Source organism: Xenorhabdus poinarii G6 (assembly GCF_000968175.1).
GTDB lineage: Bacteria > Pseudomonadota > Gammaproteobacteria > Enterobacterales > Enterobacteriaceae > Xenorhabdus > Xenorhabdus poinarii.
The window spans coordinates 1,558,530-1,574,923 of the sequence record NZ_FO704551.1 but is presented as its reverse complement, the minus strand read 5'-3'; the positions used below and the strand labels follow the sequence as shown (position 1 = coordinate 1,574,923).

Sequence of the window (16,394 nt, the reverse complement as noted above, 5' to 3'; positions counted from 1 at the left end):
ATGTTGATGCTATTGAAAGAACTCAAGAAAAATCATGTCTCCGTATGGGCTTCTCAAGATAAGTTAAAGCTGGCCTTTGCCGGGGAAACACCCCCGACTCAACTGATTGACCGGGTGAAAGAAAAAAGAGAAAACCTATTAACTTTTTTAAATGAAAGCAATATCTTCTCCGAAGAAGATTTCGCCCATTTCGCCCTCGGTGAAAATCATTCTGATGTTATCGCCGCGCCCGGAAACTCAGGCAGTCAAGGCGAGAAGGACAGCAATATCGAAGTGATATTTCCTGCCACCAGTTTGCAACAGGGTTTTATTTATCATCATCTGACCCAACCACAGGATGATGCCTATCGTGTGCAACTGCTGTTAGATTATTATACCCATATCGACCTCGCGGCCTATCAACATGCCTGGGCGCTGGCTTCACTGCGTTTTCCCATTCTCAGAACAGCATTTGACTGGGAAGGCGACATTTTGCAGATTGTCACCGCAGGTGCCAGTATTCGTTCGGCGAATTTTACCATTAAAGATATCAGTCAGTTACCCGAAGAAGCGCGGGACAGCGCCATTGCCGGATTCCAACAACATGACCGAAACCTGCCGTTTGACTTACACCAACCCGGTTTAATCCGTTTTACGGTCATCAAACAACATGAACAATGGATAACGGTGCTGATCACTCAACATCACTGCATTGCTGACGGCTGGAGTGGCCCGATTTTATTGCAAACGGTCCATGAATATTACAACCAACTCATCAAGGGACACGTCCCGACGGTTGTGGCGGAGCCAGCTTATCTGGCAACTCTGCAATATCATTTGGATCATCAGGCTGAATCAGACGCCTATTGGGCAGCATGTAAAAAACAGTTTCAGAATACCAATGATCTTTTCGCGCTATTAAGCACTCACGTTGACTTAGCCCGGATAAAAACCGTGGAAAAACCCGCCGAGCAACAACTCTCGGTCCAGAGGGAAATTTATCAGCAGCTTAAGCGTACTTGCCAGACGCAAAATGTCACCCTGAATGTCGCGCTGCAATTTGCCTGGCATAAATTACTGCACAGTTACACCGGCGATGAACAGACCATTGTCGGCACGACCGTCTCCGGACGCGACGTGCCCATTGAGGGGATTGAGTCCAGTGTTGGATTATATATCAACACCTTGCCTCTGGTTGTGTCATGGGCGAAGGCTGACAGTATCGCGACAATCCTACACAACATACAACACGCCATCGTCGCATTGAACAACCACAGCGCCGTTTCACTCGCCAGCCTGCAATCCGATGGGGAACGACTCTTCCACAGTCTGCTGGTATTTGAAAACTACCCTGCTCCGGTGCTAAGTGAAAACGGAGACGGTATCGAGCAGGCTCTGACATTCCGTCAGGCTGTCGAAAAAGTAGATTATCCGCTGTCACTGCTGGCCTATGAACAAGATGAGCGTTTAATCATCAAATTGAGTTATGGTGAGGACTGGCTGACAGCTCAACAGGCACAGCGCTTACTTGATCAGCTTGAGCGAATTCTGCACGCCGTGGCCTGTCACCCACACCAAGCACATTCATCCATTCAGCTTCTCAGTGAAAAAGAACGCCATACTTTGCTGCATACCTGGAATCAAACCGATGCCCCCTATCCGCAGGATAAAACCCTGCATCAATTGTTTGAAGCCCAAGTGACAAAGACCCCGGATGAGGTGGCGCTGATCTTTGGGACAGAAGCACTGACCTATCGACAATTAAACGCACAAGCGAATCAGTTAGCCGGCGTGATCCGCGAACGTTACCAGCAACACCATCATGCCTCCGTTCAGGCCGGCATGCCGATAGCCCTTTACTTTGACCGCAGTCTGGAGATGGTGATCAGTATTCTGGCGGTACTGAAAGCCGGTGGCGCCTATGTGCCTATTTCACCGGAATATCCTGCGCAACGGGTACAGTTTATTTTGTCGGATACGGCGGCGTCTTGTGTGGTGACCCAACAACGGCATCTTCGCGTCCTGACCGACTACGCTCAGGCCATCGCTAGCGCACCAATACTGATAGCGGCAGATGAATTGACAACCACCGCTGACCCGTGGAGGGAAAATCCGCCCCCCATCACTCAGCCCACAGATTTGGCCTATATCATTTATACCTCGGGGACCACGGGGCAACCCAAAGGCGTCATGATCGAGCATAAAAATGCGGTTCATCTGATCACTGCCCAAGCTGAACTGTTTGAGGTGAGCAAACGTAAAAAAGCCTTAATGTTTGCCGCTTATGTCTTTGATGCTTCGGTTTCCGAATTATTTACCAGCTTATTGCATGGCCTGACGCTGTATATTTGCCGCGAAACAGAGCGCAATATTCCAGCAGTTGAACAGATTATTCAGCGAGAAGGCATAGAGATAGCAACCTTACCTCCTGCCATGCTGAAATTATTAATTGGGGCTGACTTCCCCTCCCTGCAACTATTGGTGACCGCGGGAGAATCCCCCTCCCTCGACTTTCTTGACTATTTCAGCCAACACCGTGATGTCCTGAATGCTTACGGTCCAACAGAAGTGACCGTGTGCGCAACAGGGAATCGCTATCACTCTGGCGATATCGCCACCAATATTGGCCGGGCGATTAATAATGTCCGTCTCTATGTGCTTGATGAATACGGCAATCTGTCTCCGATCGGCGCACCGGGAGAGCTGTATATCGGCGGTGCCGGGCTGGCACGGGGGTATTTAAACCGGCCGGCACTGACGGCTGAACGTTTTGTCCCGAATCCCTTTGCCACCGCCGACGATAAGATCAAAGGTTACACCCGCCTGTACCGATCCGGCGATTTAGTGCGCTGGCGACCGGATGGCACGCTGGAATATCTGGGACGTAACGACGCTCAAATCAAAATCCGCGGTTACCGCATTGAACCGGGGGAAATCGAAAATACCCTCACTTCCCATCCACAGGTCAAGCAGGCCGTGGTGATTGATCGTGAGCATCAAGAACATAAAATACTGGCCGCTTATCTGGTAACAGACGGATTCGTCTCAGAGGAGACACTGATTGAGTATTTATCTGCCCGCCTGCCGGACTATATGGTGCCTGCCAGCGTGACGTTCATGGGATCGATTCCGCTGACACTCAACGGCAAACTGGATCGTCAGGCGCTGCCCGATCGGGTATGGGGACAGCAGAACAATTATGTTGCACCCCGCAATGCACTGGAAACTCAATTGTGTACCATTTGGCAGGAAGTGTTGGATCTGCCGCAGGTTGGCATTAACGATAATTTCTTTCGTATTGGGGGGGATTCCATTGTCAGTATCAAATTGGTTTCCAGGCTACGGATGGCCGGTTTTTCTCTCCAGGTGCAATCGATTTTTACCGCGCCGACCGTCGCCCGTCTGGCTCACTTGCTGACCCAAACGTCATCCTCCGTCACCGTGATTGCAGAGCAGGGATTATTAAGCGGAGAATTTGCCCTTTTGCCTATCCAGCAGGATTTTTTCAACTGGGATCTTCCGCATTCACACCATTGGAATCAGGCCTTTATGATGCAACTCCCCGGCCACATCCCTGCCTCCGCGATTGAACACGCGCTGATCACACTCATCGAACGGCATGATATGTTACGTGCGCATTTTATCAACACACCACAGGGTTATCGTCAGTGTTATCCCGCAGAAATGCCGGCCTGGCTGCCCGCATTACGGTGTTGTGATATCAGCAAGCTCGATGAGGCAGCACGACACCAACAGCTGACACAATGGCAAAATCACTTTGATTATTGCGCCGGCCCCTTATGGCAGGCTGCCCATCTGACCGGCTATCATGATGGCAGTGCCCGGTTATTTTTCGCCTTTCATCACCTGATTATTGACGTGGTCTCCTGGCGGATTATCGCAGAAGATATGCGCAGATTGTTACAGGCTGAACGGCTGCCAGCGAAGACCAGTAGCTATCGCCAGTGGGTGAATGCGGTCTATCAGTATGCAGAGCACCATCAACAGGAAATCTCCTATTGGCAGCAGGTGATGGCAGAATATCATGCGCATTCTGTTACAAGTGAACCCCGTCAGCATCATCTGAGCCTGTCTGCCACATTGACTGACGTTCTGCTACGTGAAGCCAACGGCGGTTATCACACGGAAATCAATGATTTATTGCTCAGTGCGCTGACACTGGCATTACAGGCGGTTTTTTCACAAGCCATTAACCACATCACACTCGAAGGCCACGGACGGGAAAACATCGACAACACACTGGATGTCTCAGAAACCGTTGGCTGGTTTACCACTGTCTACCCTGTTCGGCTGACCATGCAGGACGATATTGCTAAGACGATTATTGATACCAAAGAGATGCTCCGTGCTGTACCCAATAAAGGTATTGGCTATGGTGCGCTGCGTCAGGCCGGTTATCTAAGCGAAAATTTACCCGCGATCAGTTTCAACTATCTCGGCCAGTTAAGTGGAGAAACCCCGCAAGTCTGGTCTCTGACCAGCGACGATTGTGGCACTGTCATGGCCGATCATGAGGTAGAGGATCACCGTCATCATTTATTGCTCAATATTAATGGCTTGATTCAAGCTGGCCAGTTGCAGTTCAGCATTCATTCGTGCTTGCCCCAAACTCAAACACATGTGTTTATCACCGCCTTTGATCAAGCACTCAATGCGGTTATCACCGCAGGCCAACAACAGGCTCAGGCTGGCGGGCTGAAAACCCCGAGTGATTATGCCATTGCTGGCCTTTCAGGTAACCTTTTGCGTCGTCTTCAGCAAAAGTATTCCATTGAAGCGTTGTATCCGGCTACCAGCTTGCAGCAAGGATTTATTTATCATCATTTGGCGCAGCCACACGATGATGCCTATCGTACGCAGCTCTTGTTGGATTATCACACCACTCTCAACCTTACCGCCTATCAGCAAGCCTGGACACTGGCTTCGCAGCGTTTCCCTATCCTCAGAACAGCGTTTAACTGGGAAGACGCGATTTTGCAAGTTGTGACGAAAGAAGCCAGTCTTGGTGCAGAAAGTTTCACCATCAAGGATATTGGTTCGTTACCACCAGAAGAGCAGGAGCATGCGATTAATGCGATCCAACAGCATGACCGGACAGTGCCGTTTGATTTAAGCCAGCCCGGGTTAATCCGCTTTACGCTTATCAAACACCATGAACAACGGATGACCGTGTTGATCACGCAACATCACTGCATTACAGACGGCTGGAGTGGCCCGATTTTATTGCAGGCGGTACATGAGTATTACAATGCGCTGGTACAAGGACAACAACCGCAGATCATCGCAGAACAGGCTTATCTGGCTACCCTGCAATATCATCTGGATCACCAGGCTGAATCAGACGCCTATTGGACGACATATAAAAAACAATTCCAGGGCGCCAATGATCTTTCGCCACTATTAAGCACCCACGTTGATTTAACCCAGATAAAAACCGTGGAAAATCCCGCCGAACAGGAACACGCTGTTCAGGGAGAAACTTATCAACAGCTTAAAAACACCTGCCGGACGCAAGGCATCACGCTGAACGTGGCACTGCAATTTGCCTGGCATAAATTACTGCACAGTTATACCGGCGATGAGCAAACCCTCGTTGGCACGACCGTTTCCGGCCGCGATGTGCCGGTGGAAGGCATTGAATCCAGTGTCGGCCTGTATATCAATACGCTGCCGTTGCAAGTACAGTGGAACAAACACGACAGTATTCTGGGCACGTTGCAGGCGATACAGCAGGATATCGCCGCACTTAACAGCCACAGTGCAATTTCACTCTCCAGCCTGCAATCCGACGGGGAGCGGTTATTCCATAGCCTGCTGGTTTTTGAAAACTATCCGGTTCCCGTGGTGCATGAAAACGGAGACGGTATCGAGCATACACTGACATTCCGCCGGGCTATCGAAAAAGTAGATTATCCGCTGTCACTGCTGGCCTATGAACAAGATGATCGTTTCATCATCAAATTGAGTTACGGTGAAGACTGGCTGACGGCTCAACAGGCACAACGTCTGCTTTCTCAGCTTGAACGAATCCTGCACGCCGTGGCTTGTCACCCGCATCAAGCGCATTCCTCCATTCAGTTGCTCAGTGAAGGAGAACGCCATACCCTTCTTGATTCCTGGAATCAGACCGATGCTCCCTACCCACGGGATAAAACCCTGCAACAACTGTTTGAAGCCCAAGTGGAAAAGACCCCGGATCATGTCGCGCTGGTCTTTGAAGGGGAAACACTGACCTATCACCAGCTTAATCAACGGGCAAACCAGTTAGCCGGGATTATCCGCCAGCGCTGTCTGCAACAGACACCGACCGGCATTCAGGTGGATACGCCAATCGCTCTCTACCTTGATCGTCGTCTGGAGATGGTGATCAGTCTGTTAGCCGTCCTGAAAGCCGGTGGAGCCTATGTCCCCATTTCACCAACCTATCCCGCAGAGCGCGTACAGTTTATTCTGACAGATACGGCCGCCGCTTATGTGGTCACGCAACAACAACACGTTGCGACACTGACCGAATATGCTCGATCACTTGTTAAACCGCCGATCCTGATAGCGGCGGATGACCCGATAATGACCGCAGACCAGCCAGTAGAAAATCCGGCACAAATCAATCAATCAACCGATTTAGCCTATATCATCTATACCTCTGGCACTACCGGCCAGCCTAAAGGTGTCATGATTGAACATAATAGTGTGGCTCATATGGTTGCCACACAAGCCAATATTTTTAATCTCGCCAAGCGAAAAAAAGCCTTAATGTTTGCCGCTTATGTGTTTGATGGGTCGGTTTTCGAACTATTTTCCAGTTTATTGCATGGCCTGACCCTTTACGTTTGCAGCGAAGCAGAACGTAATGCCCCGGCAGTTGCAACACTCATTCAGCGTGAAGGCATTGAAATCGCGGCTTTACCGCCTGCCTTGCTGAAATTATTAATTGGCACAAAATTCTCTTCCCTGCAAGTATTGGTGACGGCGGGAGAATCCCCGTCCTTAGATGTTCTGACCTATTTCAGTCAACACTGTCATGTCCTGAATGCTTACGGCCCGACAGAGGTGACCGTGGGTGCCACCGAAAGACAGTATCAAGATGGTGATATGCCCACTAATATTGGCCGGGCCATCAGTAACGTTCGTCTCTACGTGATTGATAAATATGGCAACCTGTCCCCGATCGGCGCACCGGGAGAATTGTATATCGGCGGAGCCGGGTTGGCTCGGGGTTATTTAAACCGGCCAGCACTGACGGCTGAGCGTTTTATTGCAAACCCATTTGCGACGACCGCAGACACGATCAAAGGTTACACCCGCCTGTACAAAACCGGTGATTTAGTACGCTGGCGACCGGATGGCACGCTGGAGTATCTGGGCCGCAACGACTATCAGGTCAAAATCCGCGGTTACCGCATTGAACTGGGGGAAATCGAAAGCGCTCTCACGTCTCACCCACAGGTCAAGCAGGCGGTGGTGATTAATCGTGAGCATCAAGGCAATAACGTGCTGATTGCCTATCTGGTGACCGATGGATTCGTCTCAGAGGAAATACTGATTGAGCATTTATCTGCCCGCCTGCCGGACTATATGGTGCCCACCCGCTTTACCCAAATTGAGTCCATTCCCCTGACGCTGAACGGCAAAGTCGATCGTCGTGCCCTGCCTGAGCCGGTATGGAAAAATCAGCGTCATTATACCGCGCCCCGCAATGCGCTGGAAAATCAGCTCTGCGCGATTTGGCAAGCGGTATTGGGATTGGAACGGGTAGGTATTGAAGATAATTTCTTCCGTATCGGGGGGAACTCCCTGACAGCGATTAAACTGACCACCGCAATGCAAAGTGAAATAGGCATAGACATTCCTTTAAATGTGCTGTTTAACTGCAAATCGATTGCTTTGTTATCCCAATGGCTGGAAGTAGATAGTGTTAAATCCAGTTTACTCAATTTCCTGACCCCAGAGTCAACGGCAACAGAAAAGCTGTTCATGATACATGCAGCTAATAGCGGTAGCGAAGTTTATGAGCCGCTAGCCAATGCCTTAGCAGGTATGTATAACTGCATTGGTATCGATAATTACAACTTCCGGACGAACAACCGAATAGACTCGCTATACCAGATAACTCAAATCTATATCACGTTAATCCTGTCCGAAACCCCCATTGATAAACCTATTCGTCTCTTAGGCTGGTCATTAGGTGGTCAAATCGCGATGGAGATTGCCTTCCAGTTAGAACAACTCGGAGCGAAAAATATTCAGTTATTCTTATTGGATACCATTATTAATAATGATGAAATAATAGAACTGAGAAATAAATTAGATCTATTACATGAATATAGTCAGCTCACCAGACGATTGCAGGATATGGGAGCAAGCGAGAGTTATATCAATACGGTATTAGGCGCAATTCCCTTTGAGTCTGGCATAGCCAGTTGTCACTTAAGTGGAAAATTAACACATACGAACATCACTTTATTTAAAGCCGGCCAAATGAGTCCCTATTTTAAAGACGAGGTTGGCGTGGCGATGAGTCAATTGATAGCCAAAATACCGGATAATAATATTTCACAATGGGCCGTTAAACCCTTAGTGATTAACGTGGTTGATGATTATTATCACGAAAATATGACTGAAGCGATTTCTATTATTAGTAAAGCAATCATCAATACGTGATCAATTCAGGATAATCTTTCTGCGTCAACGAAGAAATGAGGCCGGAAATACCGGCCTCATATAGCTCAAAAAACGGACGTTCTCCATGAGGCCCGATGAAGCCTGAATCGATAGCCGGTTTCATCGGCATACAGCGCTGTTTCAAACAAAAGGAAAAATCCGTATAATCCTCCCCCTGCCAAAAATCCGAACAGGAAATCTATCGTCGATACAATCGACAATGTGAGAAGTCGCAATGAATCAAAAAGATACGAGAAAAGAGACACTTGAATTCAACAAACTCCAGAAACGCCTGCGGAGAAACGTTGCTAATGCGATTATTGATTACAATATGATTGAAGATAATGATGTTGTAATGGCATGTATCAGTGGTGGCAAGGATTCATTTGCGATGTTAGATATCCTGTTGAATCTGCAAAAAGCAGCACCGATAAAATTCAGCATCGTTGCCGTCAATCTTGATCAGAAACAACCCGGGTTTCCTGAACATATTTTACCCCAATATTTTGAAAGCCTGGATATTCCATACTATATCGTCGATAAAGACACCTACTCTGTTGTCAAAGAAAAAGTCCCTGAAGGTAAAACGACCTGTGGATTGTGTTCAAGATTACGTCGCGGCACGCTCTATTCTTTTGCAGAAAAAATCGGCGCCACAAAAATTGCACTTGGCCATCATCTTGATGACATCGTTGAAACGCTATTCCTGAATATGTTTCATGGCGCACGCATGAAAGCAATGCCCCCTAAACTGCGCTCTGACGATGGCCGTAATGTCGTGATAAGGCCGCTGGCCTATTGTCGGGAAACCGATCTTATCGACTATGCAGAGCACAAACAATTCCCAATCATTCCTTGCAATTTATGTGGTTCTCAAGAAAACCTACAGCGGCAAGCGATCAAGGCGATGTTAGTCGATTGGGATAAGAAAACCCCTGGCCGGGTAGAGAGTATTTTTAAATCGATTCAACATGTCAGCCCAAGCCAATTAGCCGATAAGACCCTGTTCGATTTTGTTAATTTGCCATTATCGCGTGAGGGTGAAAGAGACGCGTATGCTTTTAACGAAGCCGTTGTGTCGTCAACCAATATTCATGAAACAATGTTCATTGATGTCACCAACATTTAAAGAAATTGATTCGCTTCAGCCCAACTAATCACGCAGATTATTGCTCTCCAACGTTCCGCGCTGACAGCCAGTGTTACAGGCTGTCAGTAGCAACCCAAATTGGTTGATATTAAAGGCATAATGGATGCACCATGAGGGCATTAAACCGCCAGACATGATCACTACAGCCAGTTACTTCGCCTTAACCACCAGGCGAAAATAATCATCAATAGTGACAACAAAAAAGTGAATATGCCGAATCCAAACGAATCGCTATTACCCGGTATACCGCCCAGGTTGACCCCAAATAACCCGGTCAAAAAAGTGGTTGGCAAGAATACCATCGCCAGCAGAGACATCATGTAAGTCCGTCGGTTCATGGCGTCCGCCATCATAGACGTGATTTCATCGGCAAGAACCGCGGTGCGGGCAATACAACTGTCCAGATCATCCATTCCCCTTCCCAACCGATCCGCAATTTCCTGCATTAAACGACGCTCTTCATCCCTCATCCAGGGTAGCCGTTCGCTGGATAAACGAATAAAAATATCCCTCTGTGGTGCCATATACCGACGCAGAACGATCAGTTGCTTACGCAGCAATACCAGTTCTCCGCGACCCGGCACTTTTTGTTCCAAAATATCATCTTCTAACTCAATCAGATTTTCATGTAGCGCTTCAATAAAATCATTGACCTCATCAGTAATGGCGCTGGCTATTTCAATCAACCAATCCCCGGTGCTTTTTGCGCCAACGCCGTTGTGTAAATCTTCCTGGACTTGATCGATGGAATGAATTTTTCGATGCCGGCTGGAAATAATTATTTTGTCATTAATATAGATACGGAACGAAACAAGGTGATCAGGACGTGCATCGTCATTGCGGTTCACCGATCTCAGGGTAATCAAGGTTCCTTCCCCGGTACGCAGCACTTTCGGCCGAATACTTTCGCTCACCAATCCCTCTTTTACAGAAGGGGGTAGCAAGGCGGTATTCATAATCCATTGGTGACAGGCCGGATTTTTATAATCCAGATGTTGCCAAACAGGTTGTTCTGCGGTAATGAGTGAATCTTCCCCAAATGCCGTTATTCCCCCCTGACCATTTAACTGACAAGCATAGAGCGCATTTGAATCTTTAAATACCGAGCCATAGATTGTTTCCACATCTGCTCCTTATGTATTCACACTGGATTTTTGTGCTGACTTTTTTGCCTTGTGAGTTTAATTATCACCCTAAAAATAAATTATAAGACATTGTTAGTTAAAGGTTAGGAGAATCATTTCATCAATCTCGTCTCTATTTTTGTGGGCAAGATCGCACAATTCCTTTACACTGGCGACGTAGTTTACTTTATAGAAGGATTAAATCATGACACAAACAGTCAAGTTTCAAGGTAGTGATATCACCGTTAATGGCGCTTTTCCACAAGCAGGTCAAACAGCAAAAGAATTCACGCTGGTTGCGAAAGATCTTGCCGATGTTTCATTAAGCCACTACGCGGGTAAACGTAAAGTACTTAACATCTTCCCAAGCATTGATACCGGTGTTTGTGCCACCTCTGTCCGTACATTCAATCAACTTGCCAGCGAATTAAACAATACGGTCGTGCTGTGCATTTCAGCAGATTTACCTTTTGCCCAATCTCGTTTTTGTGGTTCTGAAGGGTTGTCCAATGTTGTCACCCTTTCAACCCTTCGCGGCGAAAAATTCCATGAAGATTATGGTGTTGCAATCAATGAAGGCCCACTAGGCGGTCTGACTGCACGTGCTGTCATTGTGTTGGATGAAAGTAACCAAGTCATTTATAGCCAACTGGTCGGTGAAATTACCAATGAACCTGACTATGACAGTGCATTATCTGTGTTGAAGTAATTGTTTTATTATTCATAAAATGATTCTTGTGTTTCTAACACAGCGAGATATTGTTTTTAAAAACTAATTTTATGGCGGTGTTGGAATAACTCATTCTGATTTAAATTTCACCATCGCCTGATTTTTTTAATCAAAATTCCCCTTTAACCATCACAAAAGTCAATATAATTTTCCGTCCTAGAGCAAAAACCCTTGTCAGATAAGCAAGAAAATAAATTTATTGTCATTCATTTGCAGGGTAGTCATGGATATCAAAAAGGCAGAGATCAATATCGTGTACCCTTTATGTATAAATCAAACAATCCGCAATATAACGGTCAATTTATAGCCTCATTCTGCAATAAAGACGGCTATTTAAGCGGGTTGATGGATGAATATATATTGGCAAACCTTATCGGTTACGATATTGATCCATTAATAACTCAACAACGAAAAAAATCATGGCCGGGTGTTAAATGATGAACTTACCCCTTATTCATCCTCTTCCTGTTCAAGCGGATGTTTTTTACCGCTCAGGCCATATTCACGTAATTTATTGGCGATGGCGGTGTGAGAAACACCCAACCGTTTGGCCAGCTTACGCGTACTAGGGTAATGGCGATAAAGGCGTGTTAAGACAGAACGCTCAAAGCGCTTGCTGATTTCATCCAAAGACCCGACCAGACTATCTTCATTAAATGCAACTTCTGCTTCTGGCTCAGGTAACTGAATATCCTGCGGGTTCAGTTTGTTACTCTGAAGTTGAGTCAAGGCATGGTAGATCGCATTTCTGAGTTGTCTGACGTTTCCAGGCCAATGATAACCATTCAGAAATTGCGCTAAATCAGAAGAAAATTTTGGTTTGTCCAATCCTTGTTCTGCCGCAAAACGCGCGACAAAATAGTCCGTCAGTGGCATGATATCTGCCTGACGCTCCCGCAAAGGCGGCAGAGTGATGGTTAAAACATTTAGCCGATAATAGAGATCTTCCCGAAACGTCCCTTTTTGCACTAGCTCAATTAAGTTTTTCTGCGTTGCGCAGATAATCCGAACATTCACTTTGACTTCGTTCTCTTCACCGACGCGACGAAAGATGCCATCATTTAGGAAACGAAGTAATTTTATCTGCATTTGTGGCGACATTTCACCGATTTCATCTAATAAAACCGTACCGCCATTAGCTTGTTCAAAAAAACCTTTTTTGCCCGCCAGTGCATTTGGGTAAGCCCCTGCCGCATAACCGAAGAGTTCACTTTCGACAACATCATCCGGCATGGATGCACAATTTAACCCCAGAAAGGGTTGTTTTCCTCTCGCACTTCGCAAATGGCAAGCTTCGGCAAATTCATCTTTTCCGGTGCCGGTTTCACCAATCAGCAGCAAAGGTGCATCAAGCATCGCCATTTTACGTGCTTGTTCTACCACCTGGCACATTTTAGGACTGACAGCAATAATTTGTTCGAAAGCATCATCATTCACGATGGCTTTTTTAAGTGGCGCATTACGACATTTCTCTGAACGAGATGCCTCAGAGCGCATCATAATAACCGCGCCGACACATCTGCTTACCTGATTTTCATCCGTTAACTGCATCGGAATAATATCTATCTCGTAATTTTGCCCTTTAATGGAGAGTTGCGTTGAGTGTTGTTGATGATCCTCACTTTCAAGCCAGCGAAGGAAGTTGTAATGGCCAATCAGTTGACCAATATTTTTTTGGCTGATATTTTCTTTACTGACCTCAAATAAAGCCAACGCAGCCGCATTAGCCAGTTCAATATGACCTTTCATGTCAATTGAAAAAATGGGTTCAGGCACTGATTCCAATAAAGTCCACATCGCCTTATGTTCTTTTTCTGACGGCATGAAAGCAACCGTTCTGACATCAATAACACCGTTGATACGGCGGATTTCTGCCATTAATTCCCGAAAAACATTAAAGTCAACTTGAGTAAAATTAAGGTAAATACGACATGCAGGAGAAATTTCAATTCCTTTCAGATCAATATTTCGTAAAACCAGTAGATCAAGTAATTCGCGGGTTAACCCGATTCGATCCTGACAAGTAACTTCCAATCGCATTTTGATGACCTTATTGACACGATGCTCTTAACGATCAGAAATGTTACCCGTTACGACTCAATAGATGAAGCCTTGTCAGCAAAAGTTTACAAAAAAGTCAGCTGTCAACCCAATATAACAGCCATCAAGGGGGGATCATTTCACTTTATTCCAACTAACCAAAAGAACATCAATGAATCACAGACTTTTTCGTAAGATCCGTATCATCAACGATAAAAAGTGACTAGAGGGAAGCACTTTTAAACCGAGTCAGCAACTGATGCCGGAAATCCCCTAGCTTGGGTTTATCACCCTCGAGCCACGGTAAAGGGCGGCACAATTCCATGGCTTTGATACCCAAACGGGCGGTCAGCAAACCCGCCCCAATCCCTTGTGCGGCGCGGGCAGAAAGACGAGCCGCAATGTCTTGTGACAACCAATCCATCCCCACTTCTCTGACTAATTCCGATGCACCAGCAAAGGCCATATTCAGCAAGACTAACCGAAACAGACGAATACGACTGAAATAACCCAGCTGAATCCCATAAAGCGCCGCAATTCGATTAATAAGCCGAATATTCCGCCAGGCAATAAAAGCCATGTCCACAATCGCCAATGGGCTGACAGCAATCATCAGCGCCGATTCCGCCGCAGAGCGGCTGATCTCTTTCTTGGCCTGAGCATCCAGGATCGGCTGCACTAATTGACTGTATAACATGATTATTTCACGATCATTATGGGTTTCATGCACCGCAGCCTGCCAACGCTGTAATGCCGGATGTTGTTGCCCAATTCCGGCCTGCTCTGCCAACTTTTCACAAAATTGGCGCCCTTTGCCAATGCCATGGCTTTGCAAGAGCTTTTTTGCCGTATCCCGCTCTTCTGTACGCTGCCGTAAGTGGTAAAGATGTCGCCACTCTCCTACCACACTGCCGATTCCGGCAACAATCATCAGGCTCCCAGCGGTGGCAATTCCCAGCGCAATCCAGTCATGCTGCTGCCATGCCTGATATATCCACTGAACACATTGGGCAACGACACTGATCCCCAATAACAGTACCGCACTAGAAACCATTTTCCGCCAAAAACTGCGTTTCGGTTTCAGCGCGGCATTCACGGCACCTTCAAATTCTCCCTCCTGATCCTCAGCTTCCAGCTCTGGCATCATCGGGTAGAATTCGCTTTCCTGCTCAGTGAATTCTTTTTTTGATTTCAGTGACGGCGCTGATGATGTTGGTACACCATCGTCAAAATCAATTCTCGGTTTCAAGGGGTCGGTCATGCTAATTTATCTCCCAATAAAAATTCCATCACGCTATCCATGCGAATATGGGGCAATGCGGTATCGGCGCTGATCTGTCTTGGCCGGAAGGATTCAAAATTAAACCCTTGTTTTTGCCAAAATTCATGATTTGGTAAACGTTGCGGTACCTCGCCCGGAAAAAATGTCAATAACTTATCATCTGACAAGCGATGACCTTTAATAGCCGGAATTTTTTCCCCCTCGTGCACCACAATACCGCTCTCTGTTGCCTGAACCGATGCCAGCCCGGCACAATCCATGCTAATCCCTTCAAATGCTGCATTTTGCCAGGCTTCCTGTACCAATTGCTGTAACAGAGAAACAAAATTGGCATGCTGATCGGCGGTAATATGATCCGCTTTACTGGCAGCAAACATTAATTTATCAATGCACGGCGAGAATAAACGACGAAACAGCGTGCGCTTACCATAATGGAAACTCTGCATAAGTTGGGTCAATGCGAGTCGCATATCATTGAAAACCTGCGGGCCACTATTCAAAGGTTGTAAACAATCCACCAGAACAATTTGCCGATCAAAACGGAGAAAATGCGTCTTATAAAACCCTTTAACAATATGCTCACAGTAATAAGCAAAACGCTCACGCAACATCCCGATGTTGGTATGTTTGCCTGCCTTGGCTAATTGCAATTCCCCGATGTTGTCGATATCCGGCCACGGGAAAAATTGCAGCGCTGGCGCACCAGCTAAATCTCCCGGCAGGACAAAACGGCCGGGTTGGATAAAATGCAAGCCCTGGTGTTTGCAATGATGCAGGTAATCTGTATAAGACTGTGCAATTTTGGCCAGTAAATTCTCATCAGCCGGAGCCAATGGATCACATTGTTCGCATAATGCTAACCACGGCTTAGCCCAATGCCCTCTTTCCCCTTTCAGCAATCCTTGCATCTGCCGCGACCACGCCAGATAATTTTGTTCCAGCATGGGTAAATCCAATAGCCATTCCCCCGGATAGTCGACAATTTCTAAATAAAGGGTGGACGTTTCCTTGAGGTAACGAAACAGAGAATCGTCGGAACGATAGCGCAAAGCTAAGCGAATTTCACTGACACCACGAGTGGGTATCGGCCAGTGCGGTGGTGTGTCATAGAATGCGGCGATATTTTCATCATAGGCAAAACGGGGGATGCCAAAATCTCGCTGTGGTACTCGTTTCACACCAAGCAGTCGACCATCACGTACAGCCGAAAACAAAGGTAATCTGGCGCCACTATGTACATGAAGAAGTTGATTGACCAGGGAAGTAATAAATGCGGTTTTTCCACTGCGACTTAATCCTGTGACCGCCAGTCGTAAATGGCGATCCATTCCGCGATGAACAAGTGCCGTCAGTTCATTTTGCAACCGTTTCATGTTTCTCCTAAATAGGAATACCGTGAATCTGTTT

Annotated in this window: 8 protein-coding genes; 4 read left to right on the top strand and 4 right to left on the bottom strand. The window is 46.8% G+C overall.

Annotated features, from left to right (window positions below; genetic code table 11):
* On the top strand, positions 1–8,661 hold the full coding sequence (locus XPG1_RS07270) for a non-ribosomal peptide synthetase (protein WP_045958489.1): 8,661 nt from the start codon (positions 1–3) through the stop codon (positions 8,659–8,661).
* 235 nt (positions 8,662–8,896) lie between these two features.
* Positions 8,897–9,790 carry a tRNA 2-thiocytidine(32) synthetase TtcA gene (ttcA, locus tag XPG1_RS07265; RefSeq protein WP_045958488.1) on the top strand — a complete coding sequence of 298 codons (894 nt, stop codon included), beginning with the start codon at positions 8,897–8,899 and terminating at the stop codon, positions 9,788–9,790.
* Between the two features lie 161 nt (positions 9,791–9,951).
* Here ttcA and zntB read toward each other — a convergent pair whose 3' ends face one another.
* Complete coding sequence (zntB, locus tag XPG1_RS07260) at positions 9,952–10,935, bottom strand: zinc transporter ZntB (protein ID WP_045958487.1); 984 nt, start codon at positions 10,933–10,935, stop codon at positions 9,952–9,954.
* A gap of 205 nt (positions 10,936–11,140) precedes the next feature.
* On the opposite strand from zntB, the gene tpx reads away from it, so the two are divergent.
* Both tpx and XPG1_RS07250 read left to right on the top strand, forming a co-directional pair.
* The gene (tpx, locus tag XPG1_RS07255) at positions 11,141–11,644 is read left to right on the top strand and encodes a thiol peroxidase (RefSeq protein WP_045958486.1); all 504 of its coding nucleotides are present in this window, start codon (positions 11,141–11,143) and stop codon (positions 11,642–11,644) included.
* Positions 11,645–11,836: 192 nt separating this feature from the next.
* Positions 11,837–12,103, top strand: a complete 267-nt coding sequence (locus XPG1_RS07250) for a hypothetical protein (protein WP_045958485.1) — start codon at positions 11,837–11,839, stop codon at positions 12,101–12,103.
* Positions 12,104–12,115: 12 nt separating this feature from the next.
* Here the strand turns inward: XPG1_RS07250 and tyrR are convergent, their stop codons facing one another.
* The 3 genes from tyrR to XPG1_RS07235 form a co-directional block, all read right to left on the bottom strand.
* Positions 12,116–13,705, bottom strand: a complete 1,590-nt coding sequence (gene tyrR, locus XPG1_RS07245) for a transcriptional regulator TyrR (protein WP_045958484.1) — start codon at positions 13,703–13,705, stop codon at positions 12,116–12,118.
* 223 nt (positions 13,706–13,928) lie between these two features.
* Positions 13,929–14,966, bottom strand: a complete 1,038-nt coding sequence (locus XPG1_RS07240; protein ID WP_045958483.1) for a YcjF family protein — start codon at positions 14,964–14,966, stop codon at positions 13,929–13,931.
* Positions 14,963–16,360, bottom strand: a complete 1,398-nt coding sequence (locus tag XPG1_RS07235; RefSeq protein WP_045958482.1) for a YcjX family GTP-binding protein — start codon at positions 16,358–16,360, stop codon at positions 14,963–14,965. The genes XPG1_RS07240 and XPG1_RS07235 overlap by 4 nt, the downstream gene beginning before the upstream one ends.
* Positions 16,361–16,394: the final 34 nt, after the last annotated feature.